The organism is Nostoc sp. FACHB-152 (assembly GCF_014697475.1).
In the GTDB taxonomy this organism is placed as follows: Bacteria; Cyanobacteriota; Cyanobacteriia; order Cyanobacteriales; family Nostocaceae; genus Nostoc_B.
Genome location: NZ_JACJRV010000035.1, coordinates 23,061 through 47,664, shown reverse-complemented (window position 1 = coordinate 47,664; position 24,604 = coordinate 23,061). Strand labels below are relative to the sequence as shown.

Annotated in this window: 21 protein-coding genes; 9 read left to right on the top strand and 12 right to left on the bottom strand. The window is 40.3% G+C overall.

Annotation, left to right across the window (positions count from 1 at the left end):
• Positions 1-72 precede the first annotated feature (72 nt).
• Positions 73-882: an ABC transporter permease gene (locus tag H6G76_RS21130; RefSeq protein WP_190705074.1), complete on the top strand. Its 810-nt coding sequence runs from the start codon at positions 73-75 to the stop codon at positions 880-882.
• A gap of 516 nt (positions 883-1,398) precedes the next feature.
• Positions 1,399-3,237 carry a bifunctional serine/threonine-protein kinase/formylglycine-generating enzyme family protein gene (locus H6G76_RS21125; protein ID WP_190705071.1) on the top strand — a complete coding sequence of 613 codons (1,839 nt, stop codon included), beginning with the start codon at positions 1,399-1,401 and terminating at the stop codon, positions 3,235-3,237.
• A 3-nt stretch (positions 3,238-3,240) separates the two neighbouring features.
• Here the strand turns inward: H6G76_RS21125 and H6G76_RS21120 are convergent, their stop codons facing one another.
• Both H6G76_RS21120 and rpe read right to left on the bottom strand, forming a co-directional pair.
• Complete coding sequence (locus tag H6G76_RS21120) at positions 3,241-3,663, bottom strand: EamA family transporter (protein ID WP_190705058.1); 423 nt, start codon at positions 3,661-3,663, stop codon at positions 3,241-3,243.
• 307 nt (positions 3,664-3,970) lie between these two features.
• On the bottom strand, positions 3,971-4,678 hold the full coding sequence (rpe, locus tag H6G76_RS21115; RefSeq protein WP_190705055.1) for a ribulose-phosphate 3-epimerase: 708 nt from the start codon (positions 4,676-4,678) through the stop codon (positions 3,971-3,973).
• A 173-nt stretch (positions 4,679-4,851) separates the two neighbouring features.
• Here rpe and H6G76_RS21110 point away from each other — a divergent pair, with 173 nt between their 5' ends.
• Together H6G76_RS21110 and H6G76_RS21105 are read left to right on the top strand one after the other, a co-directional pair.
• Positions 4,852-6,447: a S8 family serine peptidase gene (locus H6G76_RS21110; RefSeq protein ID WP_190705052.1), complete on the top strand. Its 1,596-nt coding sequence runs from the start codon at positions 4,852-4,854 to the stop codon at positions 6,445-6,447.
• A 317-nt stretch (positions 6,448-6,764) separates the two neighbouring features.
• Positions 6,765-8,087: a serpin family protein gene (locus tag H6G76_RS21105; protein ID WP_190705049.1), complete on the top strand. Its 1,323-nt coding sequence runs from the start codon at positions 6,765-6,767 to the stop codon at positions 8,085-8,087.
• Positions 8,088-8,163: 76 nt separating this feature from the next.
• On the opposite strand, the gene H6G76_RS21100 is transcribed toward H6G76_RS21105, so the two are convergent.
• A complete protein-coding gene (locus tag H6G76_RS21100; protein WP_190705046.1) occupies positions 8,164-9,339 on the bottom strand; it encodes an AI-2E family transporter in 1,176 nt (391 codons plus the stop codon).
• Positions 9,340-9,447: 108 nt separating this feature from the next.
• Here H6G76_RS21100 and H6G76_RS21095 point away from each other — a divergent pair, with 108 nt between their 5' ends.
• Together H6G76_RS21095 and H6G76_RS21090 are read left to right on the top strand one after the other, a co-directional pair.
• Positions 9,448-9,879: a hypothetical protein gene (locus H6G76_RS21095; RefSeq protein ID WP_242056477.1), complete on the top strand. Its 432-nt coding sequence runs from the start codon at positions 9,448-9,450 to the stop codon at positions 9,877-9,879.
• A gap of 282 nt (positions 9,880-10,161) precedes the next feature.
• Positions 10,162-11,589, top strand: a complete 1,428-nt coding sequence (locus H6G76_RS21090; protein ID WP_190705042.1) for an LCP family protein — start codon at positions 10,162-10,164, stop codon at positions 11,587-11,589.
• A gap of 174 nt (positions 11,590-11,763) precedes the next feature.
• Here the strand turns inward: H6G76_RS21090 and H6G76_RS21085 are convergent, their stop codons facing one another.
• The 3 genes from H6G76_RS21085 to H6G76_RS21075 form a co-directional block, all read right to left on the bottom strand.
• Positions 11,764-12,426, bottom strand: a complete 663-nt coding sequence (locus H6G76_RS21085) for a hypothetical protein (protein ID WP_190705040.1) — start codon at positions 12,424-12,426, stop codon at positions 11,764-11,766.
• Between the two features lie 85 nt (positions 12,427-12,511).
• Positions 12,512-12,910 (bottom strand): TIGR02588 family protein, encoded by a 399-nt coding sequence (locus H6G76_RS21080; protein WP_190705037.1) that lies wholly within the window; start codon positions 12,908-12,910, stop codon positions 12,512-12,514.
• Entirely contained in the window at positions 12,907-13,776 is an 870-nt protein-coding gene (locus tag H6G76_RS21075; protein ID WP_190705036.1) for a TIGR02587 family membrane protein, read from the bottom strand. Before H6G76_RS21075 ends, H6G76_RS21080 begins: the two co-directional genes overlap by 4 nt.
• Positions 13,777-14,016: 240 nt before the next feature.
• Here H6G76_RS21075 and H6G76_RS21070 point away from each other — a divergent pair, with 240 nt between their 5' ends.
• Entirely contained in the window at positions 14,017-14,199 is a 183-nt protein-coding gene (locus H6G76_RS21070; RefSeq protein WP_190705032.1) for a CsbD family protein, read from the top strand.
• A gap of 397 nt (positions 14,200-14,596) precedes the next feature.
• Here the strand turns inward: H6G76_RS21070 and H6G76_RS21065 are convergent, their stop codons facing one another.
• Positions 14,597-15,208 carry a hypothetical protein gene (locus H6G76_RS21065; protein WP_190705029.1) on the bottom strand — a complete coding sequence of 204 codons (612 nt, stop codon included), beginning with the start codon at positions 15,206-15,208 and terminating at the stop codon, positions 14,597-14,599.
• Between the two features lie 217 nt (positions 15,209-15,425).
• On the opposite strand from H6G76_RS21065, the gene H6G76_RS21060 reads away from it, so the two are divergent.
• The gene (locus tag H6G76_RS21060; RefSeq protein WP_190705116.1) at positions 15,426-15,866 is read left to right on the top strand and encodes a biotin carboxylase; all 441 of its coding nucleotides are present in this window, start codon (positions 15,426-15,428) and stop codon (positions 15,864-15,866) included.
• A 267-nt stretch (positions 15,867-16,133) separates the two neighbouring features.
• On the opposite strand, the gene H6G76_RS21055 is transcribed toward H6G76_RS21060, so the two are convergent.
• The 3 genes from H6G76_RS21055 to upp all read right to left on the bottom strand — a co-directional run bounded on the left by H6G76_RS21055 (position 16,134) and on the right by upp (position 17,916).
• The gene (locus H6G76_RS21055) at positions 16,134-16,409 is read right to left on the bottom strand and encodes a YggT family protein (protein ID WP_190705026.1); all 276 of its coding nucleotides are present in this window, start codon (positions 16,407-16,409) and stop codon (positions 16,134-16,136) included.
• Positions 16,410-16,846: 437 nt separating this feature from the next.
• Complete coding sequence (locus tag H6G76_RS21050; RefSeq protein ID WP_190705024.1) at positions 16,847-17,191, bottom strand: hypothetical protein; 345 nt, start codon at positions 17,189-17,191, stop codon at positions 16,847-16,849.
• Positions 17,192-17,265: 74 nt separating this feature from the next.
• Complete coding sequence (gene upp / locus H6G76_RS21045) at positions 17,266-17,916, bottom strand: uracil phosphoribosyltransferase (RefSeq protein WP_190705021.1); 651 nt, start codon at positions 17,914-17,916, stop codon at positions 17,266-17,268.
• 375 nt (positions 17,917-18,291) lie between these two features.
• On the opposite strand from upp, the gene crtH reads away from it, so the two are divergent.
• Positions 18,292-19,800 (top strand): carotenoid isomerase, encoded by a 1,509-nt coding sequence (gene crtH / locus H6G76_RS21040; RefSeq protein WP_190705018.1) that lies wholly within the window; start codon positions 18,292-18,294, stop codon positions 19,798-19,800.
• A 51-nt stretch (positions 19,801-19,851) separates the two neighbouring features.
• Here crtH and H6G76_RS21035 read toward each other — a convergent pair whose 3' ends face one another.
• Positions 19,852-21,180 carry a sensor histidine kinase gene (locus tag H6G76_RS21035; protein ID WP_190705016.1) on the bottom strand — a complete coding sequence of 443 codons (1,329 nt, stop codon included), beginning with the start codon at positions 21,178-21,180 and terminating at the stop codon, positions 19,852-19,854.
• A 5-nt stretch (positions 21,181-21,185) separates the two neighbouring features.
• On the bottom strand, positions 21,186-24,542 hold the full coding sequence (locus H6G76_RS21030) for a PAS domain S-box protein (RefSeq protein ID WP_190705014.1): 3,357 nt from the start codon (positions 24,540-24,542) through the stop codon (positions 21,186-21,188).
• Positions 24,543-24,604 lie beyond the last annotated feature (62 nt).

The following is a 24,604-nucleotide window of genomic DNA, read 5'->3' as shown; positions in this document are numbered from 1 at the left end:
GAATTGTTAACATTGACGTTTTAGTTAAATAGGATACACTGGTAAAATCTCAAAAGTTACTAAAAAATAATTATGAATATTTTGCCAATCAAAATAAAACCGCGTGTCGCATGGCAGGCGGTTTTCTCAGTAATTATATTTGTATTTATGTATTTGCCTATACTAGTATTAAGCTTTTATAGTTTTAACCAATCCCCTTACAGTGCAACTTGGCAAGGATTTACCTTTGATTGGTATCACAAACTATTCAGCGACGATCGCATCTTATCGGCTTTGAGTAACAGCTTGATAGTTGCCTTTTTTGCTGTGGGCATTTCAGCAGTGTTAGGAACCTTAATGGCGGTAGGATTGGCGCGTTATAAATTTCCAGGTAAGAGTTTATATCGTGGAGTTTCTTACTTACCCTTAATTATTCCGGATATTGCGATCGCTGTTGCCACTCTCGTTTTCCTCGCCACCTTTGCCATTCCCTTGAGTTTGTGGACAATTGTCGCCGCCCATGTGGTATTTTGCCTCGCCTACGTTGCATTAGTCGTAGCAGCCAGACTCAACAACTTAGATCCGCATTTAGAAGAAGCCGCATTAGATTTAGGCGCAACACCAGTACAAGCCTTTATCAAAGTATTGTTACCTCAATTAATGCCTGGGATTGTAGCTGGGTGTCTATTAGCTTTTGTTCTCAGCTTAGATGATTTTCTCATCGCCAGTTTTACCGCAGGTAGCGGTTCTAACACTCTGCCAATGGAAATTTTTAGTCGGATTAGAAGTGGCGTGAAACCTGATATTAATGCCCTCAGTGTTTTGTTAATAAGTGTATCAGCACTTGTTGCTTTTATAGCTGAATTAATACGGATTGTAGGCGAAAGAAAGACTAATAACTAATATAGGAATTCGGTTTGATTACTGAACATACTTGTGTAGGAAGGCAATAGTAAAGAAGGCAGGTAGAAATGTACTGATTTTTTCAAAAATTAAATATGAGTCTTATAATAATTTTGTATGCAGTGCTACACACAATTAAATTAGAAAGTCTGCCGGCATTTTCGGATATTTAAATTAAACAATTTTTAATTTTTACCGTAAAAATGCCCCGCAGTATAATAAATCATTTTTAAACAACTTAATCACAAAATAATACTCACATCACAACTTCAACCACCCTTGACAATTTAAAGATTACATCATATTATTCTTTTTGGAATGGAAAACATTATATACATTCTCAAACTTCAAGAGTACCCAACACAAAGCGATAAATAAGTTAATTACTTTCATCTGTATTCTTCATGCTGATATCTATACAGATGAAATATAGTTTATATTTATTTATCTAGAAATCGGTTTTCAATTCGATAATATTGGGGCTAACTTTGGACAAGATGCTACCTCCTCCTCACTATGCAAATCTGCCAAAATCCCAATTGTTCAAATCCCTTCAATGCTGACGGCAATAGATTTTGCATAACTTGTGGTCACAGTAGTTTTGGCAAACTACTCAGAAACCGTTACCGCGTATTAAGACTATTAGGCGAAGGCGGATTTAGCAAAACCTATGCAGCCGAAGATGCAGATAGACTAGATGCACCTTGCGTCATCAAGCAATTTTTTCCACAAATTCAAGGAACGGGACAACGTACTAAAGCAGCCGAATTCTTTAAAGAAGAAGCATTCCGCTTGTATGAATTGGGAGAAAACCATAGCCAAATTCCCAGGCTATTAGCTTATTTTTCCCAAGGTTCTAGCTTGTATTTAGTCCAAGAATTCATTCAGGGCAAAACTCTCTTAGAAGAAGTGCAAGAGCAAACTTTTAACGAAGAGAAAATTCGGCAATTATTAACTAATTTATTACCAGTATTAGAATTTATTCATTCTAGTAACGTTATTCATCGAGATATTAAACCAGAAAATATAATTCGGCGTGATATTGATAGCAATTTAGTATTAATTGACTTTGGCGGTGCAAAACAAGTAACGCAAACTAGTATAGCCAGACAAGCTACAGTAATTTATACAATGGGTTATGCCCCTAGTGAGCAAATGGCAGGCTTTGCTTGTCCTGCTAGTGATTTATATGCTTTGGGTGTAACTTGTGTGCGGTTGTTAACTCAATGTTTGCCTATTCAAGATGCTTACGGGCAAATTAAAGATCCGCTTTATGATGCCATGAACGCCCAGTGGTTGTGGCAGGAATATGTGAAATCACATGATATTCCCATCAGCGAAGACTTAAGCAGAATATTAGATAAATTACTCAAACATTTAGCCAGCGAAAGATATCAATCAGCAGCAGAAGTTCTCAATGATTTGAAGTGTGCCAAAACAATAATTATTGAACCAGAAATTACTCAATCAACATTATTACCATTACCAACACCACCCAAAATTGCCACCCCTTTACCTGCGTTAAAGACTTGTGAATTTGAAGTAGTGACAGTAGACACAGGCGGTAGAGAAGTTAGCCGCGATCGCGCTACTGCCGAGTTCTTTGTGGAAGAATTAACTAAAGGTGTCACCTTAGAAATGATCGCAATTCCTGGTGGTAGTTTTAAAATGGGTTCGCCCAACTTTGAAGGCGATGCAGATGAACGTCCCCAACATCGAGTTGCGATCGCACCCTTTTTTATGGGTAAATATCCTATAACCCAAGCACAATGGCGTGCTGTCGCCGCCTTACCCAAAGTCAAACAAACCTTAAATCCCTATCCCTCTAGGTTTAAAGGTGCAAATCGACCAGTAGAAAATGTATCTTGGCACGAAGCTGTAGAATTTTGTGTGCGACTTTCCGAAAAAACCGGACGCGAATATCGTCTACCCAGTGAAGCCGAATGGGAATATGCTTGTCGCGCCGGAACCACCACAGCCTTTCATTTTGGGGAAAAAATCACCACAGAATTAGTCAACTACAGCGACAGCGATACTTATCTCACAGAAACAAAAACCAGATACCGCAAAGAAACCACCGATGTTGGTAGTTTTTTAGTAGCTAACGCCTTTGGATTGTACGATATGCACGGCTTAGTTTGGGAATGGTGTGCTGACCCTTGGCACAACAATTATCATGGCGCACCCATAGACGGCAGAGTTTGGGAAAATGGCGGCGATATGAACCGTCGAGTGCTACGTGGTGGTTCCTGGAATTTTGGTGCTGAATTGTGTCGCAGTGCTAGCCGCAGTTGGAATGAATCAGATGGCGGTTTGAGAATCTGCGGTTTTCGCGTTGTTTTTTCTGTAGAGTAAATCTTACTCAGATGCAAAAAGTAACATAGCTGCGATCGCTAATGCAATCCCTAGACCTTGCCGCATAGTAATTGATTCTTTGAGAATCACAGCCGCAAGTAAAATACTTACTACAGGATATAAAGCCGTTAGAGTTATCACTACTGAAACTTTACCGTGACTAACCGCCAGCAGAAAAAATAATGTGGCTAGTACTCCAAAAATTCCGATCAAAAACGCGTAAATAATTCCCCAAGCTTCAACTTGTGGCTTAAAATCTAGCCTGACTAAAACAAATAACGCTACTAAAATGCTGCCACAAGTTTCGTAGATCAAAATACTATAAGAATTCATATGGTTAGTTGCTAATTTACTAAAAAAGCCCCAAAAACCATATAACAATGTAGAACACAAAGCGTATATCAACCAATTCAGACTTGTAAGCATTCTCAATTATATTGAAATTAGAAATAAGTTCAAAAATTTAACTAATGATGCTCAAAAATACCAGATATAGTTATAAATTAATACGGTTCAGCCAATACTTATAATTATCGTAGTAACCCAACGATCTTAAGTTGTAACTAACGCACCGCTCCAGATATCATAATGGTGCGTTGCGCTGTGCGCCAACACACCCTGCTGGCATGGCTAAAATTAGTAAGTCTAAAATCGTGTAATTCAATTACAAACAGCAAAAAATTAGGGTAAGCAATGCTTACCCTAATCCTATTAATTCAAAATTTTAACTGAATTAAACTTTTGCCAACTCTGGTGTAGGACGCTTACTGTTGCGAATATTAGTAATCGCTTCAGCATAATCTTTAGCGTTGAATACAGCCGAACCAGCAACAATTGCATTAGCACCAGCTTCTAAAACTTGCCAAGTATTGTTAGCTTTCAGTCCGCCATCTACCTCAATCCAGGGGTCAAGCCCACGCTCATCACACATCTGACGCAGCTTTCTAATTTTGGGTATTACACCAGGAATGAAGCTTTGACCACCGAAACCGGGGTTAACGCTCATAATCAGAACTAAATCACAAAGCTCCAGCACATACTCAATAAATTCTAGTGGTGTGGACGGGTTAAGTACTACCCCAGCTTGCTTACCAAGTTCTTTAATTTGACCAAGCGTGCGGTGTAAGTGTGGTGAAGCATTATGTTCAGCGTGTACAGAGATAATGTCTGCACCTGCTTTAGCAAAGCCTTCTACATATTTTTCTGGTTCCACAATCATCAAGTGGACATCCAGTGGTTTTTTAGTAACCGGACGAATCGCCTCCACAACCAGAGGGCCTATCGTAATATTAGGTACAAAACGACCGTCCATTACATCAACATGAATCCAATCTGCTCCAGCTGCGTCTACAGCACGAATTTCATCACCCAGACGGCTAAAGTCGGCTGATAGGATAGATGGAGCAATCACAATGGGCTTTTCAGATTGGTTTTGGGTCATGGCTAGTGGGTTTTTAAGCGTCCTCGTCTGTAAGTATTGTAACAAAATACTGTAACAAAATGTTGAGTATTTCTTTGAAATTTAATCTTGCTTTATCAGAAAAAAGTAGGGGAGTGGGAAGTGGGGAGTGGGGAGAAAACAACTAATGACTATTGACCATTGACTATTTGACTATGAACAAAAAATTAATTTGGCTAATTTGCGGTTTAGGTGTTTCTTGTTTGAGTGTGCCTGTATTAGCTTCAGGTTTACAAACTTCGTTAGGAACAAATGGTATTGATGCTTTGAAATTACATCAACCTCCTTACAATTTAACAGGTCGTAAGATTGCTATTGGTCAGGTAGAAATCGGTCGTCCGGGAATGTTTGGTTGGGATAAAGCTGTCTCGAAAAATCGTACTTTATCTCTAGTAGCAGTTTTCTTACGCAATGGCCGAGCAAAATCAAATAGTGGCGTTGACCCCCACGCTTACAACGTGGCTGGGGTAATGGTGAGTACAGACAAAGCTCTACCGGGAGTTGCACCAGGAGCGAGGCTGTATTCTTCTGCTGTCGGTTCTACTAAAAACATGGGTCAGCCAGAAGAGTGTTTAACAGCACAGCATATAGCAATACAAAACGGTGGTGATATCCGCGCGATTAACTTTAGCTTTGGTGAACCCCTCAACCGTGACCCGCGACCCGATGCGGTTCTAGATGGGAATGCTTTATTAACATTATGCGTTGATTGGTCGAGTCGTGTTCACGATGTTTTGTATGCGATCGCAGGCAATCAAGGTAAAGGGGGTATTCCGATTCCTACAGATAATTTTAATGCAGTTAACGTGGCGTTTTCATCCCGACGAAACGGGATTTTTAATAAAGTAGATGTTTCTAACCTCGCAGGTCTGAATCAGGGAGTGAGTGGAAGGTTAGCTGGAAAAGAATTTAATCTTGATGGTCGTCGCTCTGTAAGTATAGTTGCGCCTGGGAGTAATATACCGTTGCTGAATCCTGACGGCAAACTGAATAAAGCTACAGGTACAAGTTTTGCTGCACCTCATGTTACAGCTACGATCGCTTTGTTACAAGAATTTGGCGATCGCCAATTACGCGCAAAAAAACCTAATTGGAGCGTTGATAGTCGCCGTCATCAAGTAATGAAAGCTGTTTTACTCAACTCAGCCGAAAAAATCCAAGATAGTGGTAACGGCTTGCGCTTAGGAATGACACGCACCCTAATCGATAAACAAAATCAAAATTGGTTAGAGTCTGATGCTTATAAAGACCCGAAAATTCCCTTAAATGCCCAAATGGGGACAGGACATTTAAATGCTTTTCGCGCTTACCAACAATTTAGCGCGGGTCAATGGCAACCCTCAAACACAGTTTCCCCTATTGGTTGGGATTATCGAGAAGTGGCGGCCGGGAATGCTGTTGATTATCGGTTAACAAAACCGTTAAAGCAAGGGAGTTTCGTATCTATTACTCTCAGTTGGGATAGATTGGTGGAATTAAACGATCGCAATCAAAACCAGCAATTTGATGTCGGCGAAACTTTTAGCAATCGCGGTTTGAATAACCTCGACCTCTACTTAGTCAAAGCTGATGCTAAAGATTCTCAGAATGGTGCTGTTTGTTCTTCCATCAGTCCAATTGATAGTGTAGAACATATTTTCTGCCCCGTTCCTGCTAATGGCAATTACAAAATTCGTGTTCAGTTTCGCCAAAAAGTAAACTTAGCATCTCAACCTTATGCCTTGGCTTGGTGGACTGTGCCTATAAATTGAAGTCTGAAGGTTGAAGTCTAAATATCAGAAGGGAACAGAAACAGGTAATAAGCAATACTAGAGAAATTTTATATTGCTTGTTGCCTATTACCTTAAAAAAAACTAATTAAATAGCTCTGTATCCAAATTGTCTGACATAATTGTTACCACTATTACTTATTCCCCTATTGCCTATTGCCTATTCCCTTTTGATTGCCGTTACCAAAACTGTAACCATCAAGGGTTGATGCCCCTGATAGTGCAATATTAATCATTAACACATGGCTAGCATCAATCTTAATTAATAGATAAAAATCTTTGGTAAGTGAGGTGGAAGAATGAATCGGCAAAAGTTGAGCGGGATGAAAGAAAATTTTCTGCAAAGACGTTATGCTGTGAGTCTGGGTAGGCGTTACGTTGTAGCTGCTGCTAGCGTCGTTTTGTTTGGTGTCTTAGGTTGTTCTCAAGTTAATAGTAATGCCTTAGCCGACTCTAGAATTCCTCAACCAGAGTTACCATTGCAAAAAAAAACAGTAAAACTAGATACCAAACTAGTCAATGCTAATAATAAATTTGGCTTCAAGCTGTTCTCAGAAATTCTGAAAGAAGATAGTAGCAAGAAAAATATTTTTATCTCGCCTTCTAGTTTAGCGATCGCCCTAGCTATGACCTATAACGGTGCTAGTGGATCTACTCAAAAAGCAATGGCTCAAACCTTAGAATTACAGGGTTTGAGTTTGGCAGATATCAACTCTAATAATGCAGCCTTAAAGAATCTGTTAGAAAATCCTGATGCTAACGTGCAATTAAATATTGCTAACTCACTTTGGGTAAAACAAGGTTTTAGATTGCGTCCAGATTTTCTGCAACGAAATCAACAGTTCTACAAAGCTAAGGTAGCTAATTTAGACTTTCAAGATTCCTCAGCTTTAAGTACTATCAATAATTGGGTTAACGATAATACTAACGGCAAAATCAACAAGATAGTTGACACAATTGACCCAAATCAAGTGCTGTTTTTAATTAACGCCATCTACTTCAAAGGGCAATGGACTGATAAGTTTGACAAAAATCAAACTGCTGAATATCCCTTTTACAGTGCATCTGGACAGCAAAAAAAACACCCGATGATGTCGCAAACAGGGGAGTATCAATATTATGAAAACGAACAGTTCCAAGCTGTAAGTTTACCTTACGGTAAAAATGGCAAAGTTAGTTTTTACATCTTTCTGCCGAAACAGAACTCTAATCTCAAGACCTTTTATCAAAACTTAAATGCTGAGAACTGGGAAAAATGGCTAGCAAAGTTCCAAAACCGAGACGGTTTTATTCGCCTACCCCGGTTTAAAACCGACTACGAAGTCACACTCAACGATGCATTGAAAGCTTTAGGTATGCAGGTGGCTTTTAGTAATCAAGCTAATTTTTCTGGCATAGGGGAAAATTTGGCAATTAGCAACGTCAAGCATAAAACTTTTGTGGAAGTGAATGAAGAAGGGACTGAAGCGGCTGCGGCTACATCGGTGGGAATAACATTAACATCTGCGGTAATAAATCCACTACCACCGTTCCGCATGGTTGTTAACCGTCCCTTCTTCTGTGCCATTCGGGATAATCAAACAGGTAGCATTTTGTTTATGGGTTCAATTTTGCAGCCATAACCAATAGCCATTTGTCATTGGTCATTGGTTATTCGTTATTCCCCCTTGCTCCTTGCCCCCTGCCCCCATAACTCTTTTAGGGTAATGTCGGCTCCGAAAAGCTGAGGGGATTTTTGGCTTCGGCTTTGGCAGGTTCTTCCGCTACACCAGGTGCAGTTTTATCGCATTTAGAACTGCTCTCATCTTCAATAATTAATTTACTAGGACGGAGAGCTACTAAGGCAGTTTTAACTATGACAGCTGTGGGTACGGCGACAATCACACCCAAAAGTCCGCCAACTCTTGCGCCCGTCAAAACAGAAATTAATATCCATACTGGGTTTAAGCCAGTAAAACTGCCTAATATCCGAGGAGCAATTAAATTTTCTAAAATTTGCTGCACAATCACGGCGGCGACTAAAACTCTGGCTCCCATCCAGAAGTCTTGCAAAGCCACCAATGAGGTAGTCAGGATGATACCCACAGAGCCGCCAAACGGGACAAGGGCCATAATACCAATAGTCAGACCAAATAACAGCCCAAATGGCACTTTCAGCCACAAGAAGGCGGGAATTAAGGCTGATGCCATACAGGTAGATAAAATTAGCTGAGTGATAAAAAAGTTTTGGAAACTAAGGCGTACTGTTTGAGAGAAAGGATCGCGGAATCTACTAGGTAGCCACTCCACTAAACTTTGCCAGAGTTCATCGCCATGCTGCAAAAGATAGAAAGTTAGAACCATCGTCAACAGAAAATCTAGCAAGCTAGTGAATGTGACAACAGCCAGATTCAGAACTTGTCCGGCGATCGCTTGGAGTTGTCCCTTGACGCGATCATTAATTTGCACTACAAGTGCATCAAGGTTAATTGGTAAGCCGAGCAGTTCTGCTTTCTCGTTTAACATCATTAACTGCGATCGCCCAGAATCAATCAATTCTGGAATGCGAGCCACAAGTTGTTGTGCTTGGGTAAGAGCTAGTGGAAACAGTGTTACACCTAATGCTAATAAAATCGATAACGCTAATAAAAACACCAGGATCGCAACTTGCTCTCGCTTGGCTCCGTGTCGCTCCATCCAGCTAACGGGGTAGTTGAGCAAAAATGCCAATACAGAGGCTCCGACTAAAATAACTATTAGGGAGTGGAAATACTCAAAAATGGCTGAAATCGCCCAACCATTGAGGACTAGCAGTGGGGCGAACAGAGCGATCGCTCCGATTCGCGCTATTGGTGTTAGTGTCTGCCACCAGTCGATTAGCTTGCGTGTCTGCATCTTTAGCCGCTTGCGAGATAAAACTAAATAAAATCTTTCTCTAACGCCTATTATCTCTAACTACATTACTGTGTTTCATCCCTCTAGTTTAGGATTAGACCCACCCAAATGGAAAATATTGAACCACCAATTAGTGATTCTTCAGGGGTAGAGGCAGTAAATCATGCCCAAACCCAAACCTTGAGACAAAACTCCCTGACTCGTCAAAGACAGCTGCTAATTTATTTAATTCCTGTGATTGGTGTTCTTCCATCCCTATGGACTCTCTACCATCGTCAAGGCAATCGGGAACAAATGAAAGTTAGCCGTCTGTCTATTACTATGACATTTACCTGGTTGTTAGCTTATCTCTTATTAGCAACTGGATCTGCCACTTCCGAATTTTTTGGGTTGCGTTTATTAATACTAAATAGCTTTCTGACATCTGGTTATTTCTTAGTAAGTATCTGGTTAATGTTTCGGATTATCAGAGGGCAATCTAGTCGTTTACCAGGGTTGAGCAACTTAGCCGAGCAACTATTAGGCAAGTATTTATCTTGATGCTTCTAAACGCACCTCTAGACAGTATTATTACTGAATTTTGCTGTAAATACAGATTATTTTCTAGCAGATCTGGTCAAACTGGCTTATTGTTGTCATACTTCTATAAAACATATCGGGGTTGGCCACAAAAAAGGAGAAATCCTGTTATAAGTGTTGTGGTTGACATAAAGCGCGAAAAGTCAACATAGTTAATTATTAATTAACTACTATGAGTTGATGTATTTGCATATTCATAATCTGCAAAAATACCGAATTTAATCAGTAAGTGTGAGGAAGTCTGTGACTATTCAAAGAACTTCGGCGGAAGATAACCACTCAGCAAAAACTCCTAAATCAAAGGGCAGAAAGTCCATAAATCCCAAAACCGGACGTTGGTTGTGGTTTTGGGTGGGGATGAGCGGCATTGCTATGGTTTCGGCAATGGCAGGAGCTTTGCTGGCGGTTTCATTGACTAGTACGCCGTTGCAGCAAAATCCTCTAAGTCCCCAAGAAGAGGCAGTCTTTGACAGTGATGCGATATCTTTCGGTGGATTAAGATTTTCGGAATTAACTCGTCCTGTCAATCTTTTAGTGATGGGGATGAGTGTCTTGCCTCCAGATATCCAAAATCCTCCCGCCGAAACCAAAGAGCTTAAATACCTACCTCAAGTCAATTCTTTTGATGGTCTTTCTGATGTCATGTTGATGGTCAAATTTGACCCAGAGACTAAAAAAGTAGTCATGCTCTCAATTCCGAGAGATACCCGCACAGAAATCGAAGGGCATGGAGTACGGAAAATTAATGCCGCTAATGTGGAAGGGGGGCCAGCGTTAACAGCCAAGACTGTCAGCAATCTTTTGGGTGGTGTAGCGATTGACCGCTATGTGCGGATTAATGTTCTAGGAGTTGCTAAACTTATTGATGCCTTGGGTGGGGTGAATGTATATGTTCCCAAGGATATGAAATACCAAGATGATTCTCAACATTTATATATCAATCTAAAAGCAGGCAAGCAACATCTTAATGGCGACCAAGCACTACAATTACTGCGTTTTCGCCATGATGAATTAGGCGATATAGGCCGAATTCAACGTCAGCAAATGGTAATTCGTGCTTTGATTGACCAAAGTCTCAATCCTGCGACAGTAACTCAATTACCTAAAATTCTGGATGTTGTCAAAGAACACATCGATACTAACTTAACGGTTGAAGAGTTAGTAGCTTTAATGGGTTTTGGTGTACGTACAAATCGCTCGAATATGCAGATGTTGATGTTACCAGGACGCTTTAGCGAGAAGGGTGAATTTGATGCAAGCTATTGGCTACCCAGCAAAGAAGGTATTGCCAAACTGATGGCTAAACACTTTGATTTAGAACCAACTGATGAAACTACTGGATCACAGGTGAGTGATCCAAATTCTGTACGCATAGCAATTCAAGACAGTACAGGTAGCGATCGCGCCAGCCTTCGACCTTTGGTGAGAGCTTTAGAAAACTCAGGATATCACAATATTTATGTGTATAAGCCTTGGAGCGAACCTCTGGATGTGACGCGGATTGTGGCTCAACAAGGAGACGGTACTAGTGCTGAATCGATTCGAGATGTATTAGGGCTAGGTGAAGTGCGTGTTGAAAGCACTGGTAGTCTTAACTCAGACGTTACTATTCAAGTGGGTAAAGATTGGTTGCAGCAAAAAGCACTATTAAATAATTCTACTCAACCTTAAATTTCAACTTGATTGAGCTGGTGTTTATGAAGGATGAAGTTTCAAGTTAGAAATTATATTTTTAATTTGCATAATTAGGGCGGGACAGATACCCACCCTATAAAGGTTTGAATTTTAAGTAATATGCAAGTTAAATACCAACAGGTTACTTCATACTTCCATGACTACTTATTTTCATTTATTGAGAAAAGCAAACGAGTTCACTACCTGTTGATATACTTTGCGGTAAATAGCGTCATTGTTGCTACCATTCTTGGCTAATGACACAACAATAATACGTGAATCTTTAGGACTGATAAAAGCAACGTTCTCATGTTCGTATAAGCCACTAGATTGAAATTTCAACCCTGTTTGTCCGGCAATTCTCCCAGGTTTGAAATCTCGGCTAACTGTAAATTGGTTACTCTGTTGAATCCACTTTTGCAAGGAGAGTTTACGCGGATTGTTATATACAGCTACTTGAACATTAGCTGGATATTCTGTACCTCCTTCATAAGCACCGGCACGGATTTTTTGAGCGTGTTGTTTAGTCCAGATATCAATAGCAGCTAGGGGCGCATCAATATTATTTCTAGGGGTTGATATCTGGTTATCGATAATAAAATCTTTAGGAGAGTAGCTAAACCGAAAATGATAGCGATCGCTGCGATAAGTACCTTGGTTTTGTGCTACAGGTTTAGAAGTAGACTTTTCTAATGAATTGACTTCTGTTGCGATCGCTTGGTTAGTGGGTGAAGAACTAACTGTAGATTGGCAAGCAATTGCCCCTACTGTTACCAAAGTTATTAAAACTGGGTGCAAAATCCATTTTTTTAGTTGCTTATTTTTTACTTGCATGATTCACTCCTTCTTGAGAATTCTGTCGTCTAAGCTATCGAGTCAAAATAGATTCACATTCTCAACGACAAGTTCCGCAAGTTGGTTAAGGCAACTTATAACTAGCAACACGTATAATTAACTCACCTTGGCGCGGATTTTGAGTAAAGACAAATGCCCCTTCTTCTTGTTCTCCACTAGATAGAAAATCTATGTTTTGCTCTCCTGTTTCTGTAACTTGACCATTAATTTTTAATTCGGCTGTAATTTGAACTGACTCTGCTGTTTTTCCGCCCTTATTCACTACATCAAATAAAACATAAAATTGACCGTTGCTTTCTCGAATGTTTTCTTTGCGGCTAACAGCAATAATCGGTGGTTGATTGTCTTCGTTGTACCAAGTATAACTAACCAAGCCAACAATCACAGCCAAAATAAATGAAGCTACACTAAATGAGATCCATTCTGCTAGCGATCGCTCTGGTTTTTGTTCTCCTTTCGTCATATTGCCAACCTACCTGCCGCACCACCAATTGTTGCTGGTAAACCTAATAATATAGTGTGTTCTAACCACATTCTCCAAGGATCGTCAAAAGTTAGTTTTTGAAAAAACCATAGCATAAAAGCACTTGCTACTAGTGAAACTAAATAAGACATAATAGTTTCACTAGATGGTCTTTGAAAAATACCTTTTTGTTGTCTACGTTTTTGCTGATCGGAAAAGCCAGCCTGGAAAACTATGCCATAAGAAATTATCAAAGAAGCAGCGATCATTGCTAATAGCCCAGGCGGTGAATTTGCAGCCGCTAGCATGGAAATTTCATCCGTTGGAGCGATGTTAAATGCAATTACAGTTGCACCAATTAAAGTTGCACCTAAATCATCAAAGGTGGCACGTAAACCATTTTGCCGATACTTAGGGGAATTATTTGGTTCTGGAGTTGAATTTTGATTATCTCCCAAAAACTGATTAGCTAATGCTACGCCCAAGGCGAAAGGTACACTTTCAAAGACGATTTTACCTAGAGCTTCTTGCAGAGGTGATTCTAAAGTAATTTCTCGTAATAGAAACAACACAAAGCTAGAGCAAACTATGCCAATAGCTATAGCTTCTACACTATCTGTTAAGGCTTCATATGGTCTTAAAGTATGTCTGCGTTTGCGGAAACCTTCTGTGCGGTTGAGTAGAAAAACCACAATAAATGTAACTGCGATCGCCATCATTATCAGTTGTGGTTTTGCCAGTGAACCTACCCACCAAACTTCCATTGTGTAGAGCAATGGCACACCGAATAAAAAACCTCCACAGATACCACGAATAATATCATTTATTTCGCTTGCCCAAACATTTTTTTGCTGCTTTTTACTCACTTGTATCCCTTATTAGCCATAATCTATTTTTATTCTAAATATCATTTAAAAGTCCACATTGAGAACAAATAATATTATTCAATATTAGGTTTAAGAAAATTAATCTTAATTAAAGCTAAGAGGTAAATCTATCTTAAGTATTGCATACTAGTTTTGATTTTTCATTCTAATGATAGATGAAGCTATTAAATAATGTTGTTAAATTTTCAATAGTTCCAAATATATTACAAGGAAAAAAATATGAGTATTGAAAACAGAATCGAAGCCACTGCCAAAAATATTGAAGGTAAGGTGCAAGAAGTAATCGGCGAAGTTACAGGCAATCCATCAGATAAGGCTGAGGGTAAAGCTAAACAAGCTGAAGCTCAAGTGAGACACACCACAGAAAATATCAAAGATGAACTTAAAAAAGCCATAGACTAGATGTGGTTTTAAAGTTTATAAATTTAGGTCTATTAGACTAATTATATTTGGAGTTCAGGACTGATATTTTCATAATAAAAACTCTACTTTTGGCAAAAGTAGAGTTTTTATTTGGGAAATAATATTAAGATAATGATTGCTAATTACTTTCAATTAGATATTAAGTAGAAAGGCACAAATAAACTTAACTAGATAAGTCTTGGGCAAAATAGCTAAAAACCTCTTCCCTCCTGCCCTCTGGAGACACTTGCGTGGGCGGGTTTCCCGACTTGAGCAAAGTGTCGTCCTCCTGCCTCCTGCCTTCTCCTAACTACAATTATTTATGTCCCTCTACTTATCTTTTTAATGTCATCAAGATAATCAAGTAAATAATCGGATGATGTTCTGGCATTACTTCTTACTTTTGAGGCCAACGCCAATTGTAACGGTTCCAGTCATATACCCCTGAAATTTCAAATTCAGAACCATTCTGAAAGCGAACAGTACAATTGCTGGATGAATCTGTATCATTGTTGATTTCATTTATTTGAATCACGATGCAAGAGAACCATTCTCTCTTACAGGGGCCATCGTCTTGTACCCATTCCCAAAGTGCGTTGGAAACTTCAATGCGATCGCCTACTCTTAACTTAAGTGCATCTTCAAAGTCAGCATATTTGTCAAAGTGATGTGGTTCAACCTGGTTCAACCATTGCAAACCATAGCGTTCTCGAATGAATTGTACTGAGCCTGAGTCTTGGTTATGCAACCAGTCATTCAGTAACTGCACTTTCCAATTACGGTTTTGTTGTTCCTCAGATTTAACAAACTGTAAAAATAATAATAATTCTTCTGGAGCCAATTCATCTAAGGGATTGGCTATATCAGACATCCTAGCTGTGGAATTCCCTGGAATTTGCTTGACTACTTGCAGTAAGATCTGTTTCTGCATCTCAGAGAGAGGACAGCTAGCTACATCACAACGCTTAAAGGCTGTTTGCAATGCTGTTTCAATCTCATCTGGGTTCATAGGTTAATAGCAATTTAAGAGTTATGTCAGTAATTATTACAAATGTTAAATTAAAGTCTCCAATCTCTTCGTTATGAAATTCAGGTAAGCTGAGGTTAAAAACCGTGCTAAGTAGTCACTATTCAGCACAAAGTTCACTTAGAGGAACTCACTACCTTTTTGAAATATGGAAAAACAAAAGACCAGAGCATTTTTATTAAATTTTCCAACTTTTGTCATGCAGAACTACTCAAAACTAGCTCAGGTAATGATTACCTGTTGCTTGATGATGTTTTTATCTTGGGTACTTACTCCCACGGCTGAAGCCTTAACACAAATTAGGCTGTTTGACGTTTCATATAAAGATTGCCCAGCAGAACTGGCAAAGGGAGCAGTTACTAGTGGTGGTAGTGCAGCAGCTGCTAATTGTTTTATTGTGACAGGTAAAGCAGAAAATGGCACTTATAAAACTGTCTATGATGCAGATATCTATGGTCGGATTTACGATGCGAATAACGACTCAGTGATGCAAAATCGTACCCGTCTTGGTTCTATTGCCGAAGTTCCACCAGGGACTAGTGATTTTGAATTAAGAATTTCTGTACCGGCAAATCAGCCATTACCTTTGCAACTCAAGCAATTTAAAGCATCTGGATTTAGTAGCCAAGTCCGGCGCTAATCGATATACAGCAGGTGATAGGTGATAGGTTACAGGTTACAGGGTATAGGGTTAAAAGTCTCTTGATGTCTGTGTTTGATAAATAGTTTATGTCTCAATTTCACTAGCAACTGCTATATATAACGAGTCTGGGTTAACTAGCCCAGACTCAAACTAGTACAAAGCGGCGTAAATCTGGATACCCTTTTAGAAGGTTCAAAAGACCAAAATAAAAGCTTTTTGACTTTTGACTTCCGCCTTGCGGTACTAGTGACTGTCAGCCGACAGTTACGCAAATCCTTGCAAACCACCCACCAGACTACCTATTACTTGGCCTACTACTTGCAGTAGTATAATTGCCAACATCGGAGAAAAATCAATGCCACCTAAGGGCGGGATGAAAGAACGGAAGACATTGAGATATGGGTCAGTGATTTGGCTTAAAGCAGAAAATGGCTGATTATACCAATTAATAGTTGGGAACCAAGTCAACATAACTCTAATGAACAATAGAGCAGTATATAACTGTATGAAGGTATTCAGAGTGCTAATCAGTAACAACATGGATTTTTAGATTTCCTGTTAAGTTTTACAAGCGTGCTTATAGTTGATTTTAGTTTAGTAGCTGTCATGGTGTCTGCGAATTAGTGTCTATTTTGACTATGACAAGCAGTGACCACTGTATTTGATAAGTCTGAATGAAGCAGGCTAGTAAGCTATTAAACACCTAAGAGAGCAGTTTAGACCGCAGGGGGACAGGGGAGGCAGCGCGTTGCGGGAGTTCCCCCGTTGTAGCGACTGCTGTAAGCAGAGGAGAGGGTTTGAAGTTTTTCCTGACAATTTAAATTGTGTAACTTGTAGGCGCAATAGCTGACTCGGTTCACTCAAAAATCACGAGTGAAGATAGGTAGAGGGAGCAGGGTAAGCAAAGAGGTAAAGAGTTTTATTTTCTTACCATGAACAACGCAAAGTTGGGTTGCCAGACTACTAGTTGCAGGCTATTACTCTTGCAGCGATGAACGTTCACTAGCTATCTGACTAGCATTATCGTTAACATCCCCTAATTGTTTCCGGACTTCATCAATTGTGGCATTTAACTGGGCAATTTTATCTTCTAGCGATCGCCTAGCTGTTTCCATTCCCACATCGCCAGTTTCTGAGGCTCTCATCCGCCGTTTTGCTACGGTTTTTTTCGACTCTACCGCACCATTACTCAGTTCTGTTTCTTCTTCTATAGATTCTGTATCGAGCCGAGAAGTAATTATAGCCCCTAAAACGCCGCCAACTACGCCACCAAAAAACGCCCCTGCTATAAAACCACTAGCAAAACCATCACGTTGACTCATAACTTTACCGCCTTGAAGCAAACTTATAACTTGTATTGTGTTAAGCGATTTTCCTTTTCTAGCTGCATACTAGCTTAAGTACCAAAAATGCGATCGCCTGCATCTCCTAATCCCGGTACAATAAAACCGCGATCGTTGACTGTTTCATCAATAGTTGCGGTGTAAACTATCAAACCTGGATAGGCCGCACTCAGCTTTTGCAATGCTGGCGGAGCCGCTACCACACTAACAATTCGAGTCAAAGCTGGATCTATACCCCGTTGTGTTAATTCTGCCATTGCCCGCATAATCGATCCGCCTGTAGCTAACATCGGATCAGTAATTAATACTCTAGTTTGTGGGTCAAATTTTTCCGGCAATTTGTTCAGATAACACCGAGCTTCAAGCGTCTCTTCGTCACGTACTAAACCCAAATGATAAATCGAAGCCAAAGGCAACAAAGTTTGTGCGCCTTCTAAAAGCCCTAATCCTGCTCGCAGAATTGGCACTACTGCTACAGGTACTTCTGGATTAATAAACGTTGCCGGGCAAGCATTTAAAGGAGTCTGCACCGTTGTTTCTATCGTCGGCAACCATTCTCTTGCCGCTTCGTAAGTTAGCCATCTGCCTAACTCAGTGATGGCACTCCGAAATAATACTGAAGGTGTAGCAGCATCACGGGCAACTGCCAACCAGTGCTTAATTAAGGGATGGGGTGGAACGTAAACACGCAGCTGTACCGTCATAGCCGGATATTGGGACTTTTGATTCTATAGGAACTGAAACCTCATCATACTCTTTCCTGCGTATGGCTGACAGCTAAAATCAACACCCATAAAATTAATGAAAAAGATTTTCATTAATAGTTGACACCAATTCTCAATCAAGGTTATATTATTAATCAGTGTTCTCCTCTCTTTAAGGATCGGCAGACGGGATTGGCCAGCAGTCGCAGGCTTGTCCCTCTTTTTTGTTTATTGGTCATTGGTCAATTGTCATTAGTCATTGGTCAAGGTTTGAGGTGTAATAAACATTTCACATCAAGGAAATTTAGCGAGTAAAAGGATTTTGTATTTTGTAATACTAATAACCAATGACTAATAACAGAGGACAAATGACCAATGACTAATGACCAATTTATATTTGACGCTATTATCATAGGCTCTGGTATGGGTGGCTTGGTGACAGCAACTCAGCTAGCAGCCAAAGGTGCTAAAGTTTTAGTACTCGAAAGTTATCTGATTCCTGGCGGTAGTGCAGGTTATTTTGAGCGCGAAGATTATCGCTTTGATGTTGGCGCATCGATGATTTTTGGACTGGGAGAAAACGGCACAACTAATTTACTTACCCGCGCCCTGAAGGCTGTAAATGTTCATCTAGAAACAATAGCCGACCCTGTACAAATTCATTATCATCTTCCTGATGAATTGGACATTAAAGTTGACCGAGCTTATGACAAATTTTTGCAAAATCTTACTGCTTACTTTCCTCAAGAAGCAAGAGGTATTCGCCGCTTTTATAACGAATGTTGGCAAGTTTTTAATTACCTGAACAGGATGGATTTATTGTCGCTAGAAGAACCTCGGTATCTCATACGGATGTTTTTCCAGCATCCTTTAGCTTGTCTTGGTTTAGCTAGATATTTACCAAAAAATGTCGGTGATGTAGCGCGTCGTTATATCAAAGACCCTCTTTTACTCAAATTCATTGATATGGAATGTTATTGCTGGTCGGTAGTACCAGCAAACATGACACCCATGATTAATGCAGGTATGGTCTTTTCTGATAGACATTATGGTGGTGTGAATTACCCTAAAGGTGGAGTAGGAATAATTGCTCAAAAATTAGTAGATGGCCTAGAAAAAGCTGGAGGTCAGATCCAGTATCAAGCTAGAGTAAAAAAGATTCTAATAGAGCAAGGACGCGCTGTTGGTGTAGAACTAGCTAGTGGTCAAATTTATCGAGGTAAACGCATAGTTTCTAATGCTACACGTTGGGATACTTTTCAGAAATTAATCCCTGTAGATAAAATACCTAATAATGAGAAACTATGGCAACAACGATATGAAAAATCACCCAGCTTTTTGAGTTTGCACATGGGTGTCCAAAGTTCAGTATTACCGAATAATACCGAATGCCATCATATTTTGTTAGAAAACTGGGCAAAAATGACAGCAGCAGAAGGCACGGTTTTTGTTTCAATTCCCACGCTGCTTGACCCAGATTTAGCACCTGAGGGATATCACATCATTCATGCTTTTACGCCTCACTGGATAAATGATTGGGAAGGGCTATCTGCAAACCAGTATGAAGCGAAGAAAGAAGCAGCAGCTTGGCGAATTATTGATAGACTAGAAAAGATTTTTCCTGGGTTAGATGCAGGGTTAGATTATTTGGAGATTGGAACGCCCCGCACCCATCGCCGCTTTTTAGGCCGAGAAGATGGGACATATGGGCCAATTCCCCGGCGGAAATTGTGGGGCTTGTTAGGAATGCCCTTTAACCGCACAGCTATTCGGGGGCTTTATTGCGTAGGCGATAGCACTTTTCCTGGTCAAGGGCTAAATGCTGTAGCTTTTTCTGGGTTTGCTTGCGCCCATCGCATCGCTGTGGATTTGGGAATTGGTTAATAGTCATTTGTCACCTGTAACCTGTAACCTGTAACCTATCTCCCACTCTACTTAGGCAACTTGGGCGACTTGTTGTTGGATGGGAATTTTAATAATAAATTCTGTGCCGTTTCCTGGGGTAGATTGGCAGATGATGTTACCACCATGCTTATCTACGACTATTTGGTGACTAATAGATAAGCCTAATCCGGTGCCTTTACCCGCAGATTTAGTTGTAAAGAAAGGTTGAAATAACTTTGCTTGTACTTCTTGAGTAATTCCTGGGCCGTTATCAATAATATGAATGGCAATCCAATCATCTCCAATCATGGTTGTACAAATTTTGATGCGGCTTGGTTGCTGTTTAATCTCCTCATATGACCGCTGTTTATTATATTCATCCAAGGCATCAATAGCATTCGCCAGAATATTCATAAAAACTTGGTTGATTTGTCCGGCATAGCATTCTACTGGTGGTAACAAACTATAATCTTTGACAACTTCGATTTCAGGCTGATCTGGTTTTGGTTTAAGACGGTAATTTAAAATTGTGAGCGTGCCATCAAGACATTCATGAATATCAATCTCCGTCAAGCTAACATCATCTGTACGCGAAAAAACCCGCATGGATTTGACAATTTCCCGAATTCGTCTTGCGCCAAAATTCATCGATTGGAGCAACTTTAACAAATCATTCTCCAGAAATTCTAGGTCGGTTAGTTCTAGTTGTTCTTGAATGCGAGGTGTCGGATTTGGATATTCTTCTCGATATAAATTCAGCAGATGTATGACTTCTTGAGTATATTCATTGGCATGGACGAGGTTGCCATAAATGAAATTCACAGGGTTATTAATTTCATGGGCAATTCCTGCTACCATTTGCCCTAAGCTGGACAGTTTTTCACTTTGAATTAGCTGGATTTGCACTTGTTTAAGCTCTTCGTAAGCTTGGCTAACTTCTGTGACCTTCTGTTCTAATAGCAAATTTTTATGCTCTAGTTTCTCAGCTAAATCATGTAGTTTTAAGTGCAATTTTACCCGTGATAAAACTTCTTCTTGTTGAAAAGGTTTGGTGATATAGTCTACAGCACCAACTTGGAAACCTTCAATTTTGTTAGTTGTATCAGATAGTGCTGTCATAAAAATAACAGGAATATCTTGAGTTTTTGGATCTGCTTTTAATAGACGGCAAGTTTCAAATCCATCTATTTCTGGCATCATTACATCTAATAAAATTAAGTTTGGTAGAGCATATTTAACTCGTTCTAAAGCTACTTTTCCAGATTTTGCTACCCACACTTCAAGACCTGCTTGATCCAAGGCATCAGATAAGACACCTAAATTAGCAGGGTTGTCATCAACAATCAAAACTGTCGCGGTTTGTTCGGTTGTAAGGCTCATAACGCTTACTTGTGAGGGTGAATTAATGCCAGAATTTCTTGGTCTTGAAATCCTTTTGCCAGTTGATGCAGCTGTTTGGCAAAGGGAATATATTTTGGATCTATTTGTGAAATTAGTGCTGCTTGTTTTATGATTCCCTTAAAGTTGCCTTTCATCACGAACTCATACAGAGTTTTTAATTCTGCTGGAGGTGGTAAGACTAGTTCAGGATGATCTTGATCTAACTGATTGTCAGTTGTTCGCTCTTCATAGAGCCACTCTAAATTAAGATAATGGCGCAATTTTTGAAATAGAGCGATCGCTTGTACAGGTTTAGGCAGAAAATCATTTCCACCTGCTTCAATACTGCGATGTTGATCACTTTCAAATACACTGGCTGACGAAACAATAATGATGATATGTTTAAAAGCTTCTGATTGACGAATGCGCCCGATTAATTCAAAACCATCGAGTTCTGGCATCAGCAAATCAGTAAGCACAAGATCAGGCTGAAATTCTAAAATTTTTTGCCAACCCGCTTCACCATCATTAGCTTCTGTCACTTCAAAACCAATGGGAGTCAGCAAGTTATTAATAACTGAGCGATTTTCCCATTTATCATCAACAACCAGAATCTTTGGTCTACGGTCTTTGATACCGATAATTTGCCCATAGTCATCGGCTTGAGAGCTTTTCACCCATTCTTCGGCTTCTTGTAGGTGGACTTCAAACCAGAAAATACTGCCAACACCTATCTCACTTTGAACTTGAATGGTGCTGTCCATTAATTCCACAATTCTTTTGCTAATAGCTAATCCTAATCCGGTGCCTTCGATTTGTCTTCGCCTGTCGCCTGCTTGTTCAAAGGGTTGAAAAATAGCTTGGAGTTTTTCTTGAGGGATACCAATACCACTGTCGCGGACTTCAAAGCGGATTTTGCCTTCTGAGGCATAGCTGATGGTAAAAGTGACACTACCTACATCGGTAAATTTGATGGCGTTGCTGAGGAGATTAATTAATACTTGTCGCAGACGCTTTTCATCAGCACGGATACCAACAGGTAGTTCGTTAGCTAATTGATAGCGGAATTGAATGCCTTTGAGTTCGGCACGAATGCGACACATTTCGGCGACACCTTGGAGAAATGCCGGGAAGTGGAAATCACTGGTCATCAGTTCCACTTTTTGGGCTTCGATTTTTGACAAATCGAGGATGTCGTTAATTAAGGTGAGCAAATGGGAACCACATTGATAAATGACATCAATGCGCGATCGCTCGTCTTCGCCCAGATGTTTAGAACGTTGCAAAATTTGGGCATAGCCAAGGATACCATTCAGTGGTGTGCGTAACTCGTGGCTCATGTTAGCGAGAAATTCGCTTTTGGCATGGCTGGCGGTTTCGGCGGCTTCTTTGGCTTTGGTTAAGGCGACTTCAAATTGTTTGCGTTCGGTAATATCAGTGTTAATTTCGAGTTGATTATCAGGCTGCCCGTTTGCGTCACGCTGTAGTGTCCAACGGCTGGCTACAATAATGTTCCTTCCATCACGAGTTGTATGATGCAGTTCTCCTCCCCAATGTCCCTGCTGTAAAAACTCGCTCAACACAGTTTCTAACGGTTTGGGAAAGACTGTTTCTAAGAATGTATGGATATACTGCCCAATGACTTCTCCTCGTTTCCAACCATAGAGGATTTCTGCGCCTTTATTCCAGTACACAATTCGGTCATCCATATCTCGAATGATGATACTGTCGCTGGCTGAGTCTAAAATTTCTAGGGTTTGCCGGAGTTTTTGATCAGCTTGTCTTTGTTCTGTGATGTCGGTGTTGGCTCCTACCCATTCACGGATGCTACCATCTGCTTCAAGAATCGGCACACCACGCACCATCAAACAGCGATATTCTCCGTCATAACGCCGTGTTATGGTTTCGACTTCGTAAAAGCTGCGATTAGCTAGGGCATCTGTCCATTTCTGGGCAACGGACTCTCGGCTTTTGGGATGAATCATGTTCAGCCATCCCCAACCCTTGGCTTCTTCAAACGTTTGCCCAGTGAACGCACACCATTGCGGTTGGTCAGTAATAAATGCACCCTCCGCATCAGTAGTCCAGACAATTTGTGATGTTGCTTCAATAAGCTTGCGGAATCTTTCTTCACTGAGTTGTAGTGCGAGTTCTGCCTGTTTGCGATCGCTAATATTGCGTGTTGTGGCGATGATGCCGAGAATATTGCCTTGAGTGTCGCGCCAGGGAGCTTTTGTAGTGAGAAAGGTGCCACTGATATTACCACTGGAAACTTCTTCCTCATAAGTCTCTAACTTGCCTGTTGCTATCACCTGTCGGTCTTTGGCCATGATTGCCAAGGCAGCATCTAGTGGCAGCACTTCCGTATCGTCTTTGCCGATAATCTCTTCTATTGGTTTGCCCATGAAATTGGCCAAATTAGAGTTGAGGGCAACATGACGACCTTGGCAATCTTTGACAACGATAAAATCAGGTGTACTTTCTAAAATTGAGCGTAGTAATATGTTGCTTTTGTGTAAATCTTCTTCTGTTTGTTTGCGTAAGCGAAGCTCGTCGTAGACATTGCTAATATTGCGCGTGATCGCAATAATGCCCAAGATGTTGCCATGAGTATCCCGCCAAGGAGCCTTAGAAGTCAAATAAGTTCCTTGACTTTTCCCATTAGAGAGTTCTTCCTCGTAAGTTACGCCAACACCTGTTTCGATTATCTGGCGGTCTTTTGCCATGATTGCAGATGCAACTTCAAGGGGAAAAACTTCAGTATCGTCTTTCCCGATGACTTCCTCAACAGTTTTGCCCAGAAAGTTCGCAGAACTAGAGTTGAGGGTAAAATATATTCCCTTACAATCTTTAACAACAATCAGATCTGGTGTACTTTCTAAAATCGAGCGCAGTAATATGTTGCTTTCTTTTAAAGCGGCTTCTGTTTGTTTGCGCTGAGTGATGTTTTGAGTAAACATCGTCATACCGCCAATTTCGCCGTTTGCTAGATGCCAAGGACGGATTGACCAGCTTACCCATTCTACAGAACCATCGGCGCGTGGAAAGGGGTCTTCATCATGTTGAGCGATCGCACCTGCTAAACACTGTTGGTGAATTTGCTTCCACTCTGGAGGAATATCGGGAAAAACTTCGTAATGAGAGCGGCCAATAATTTCTTTGCTCAAGTTATAGTCTTCTAGCCATTTGCGACTCACAGCCAGATAGCGCATCTCTCGATCAAATATGACTATCCCTATAGGAGCATATTCAATAGATTGATGCAAAGCTATTTCGGTTGGATTGTATTTTATATCAATTTTTGCCCCAATCCCCTTAGGTTGAACTTTCTGGGAGTTGGCTCCCTCTGGTATTTCACTCATGCTCTTTGCTTAATTGTTGTTTTCAGATTGGGGTCTATTCTGAATCTTCAATCCTTTAGCAG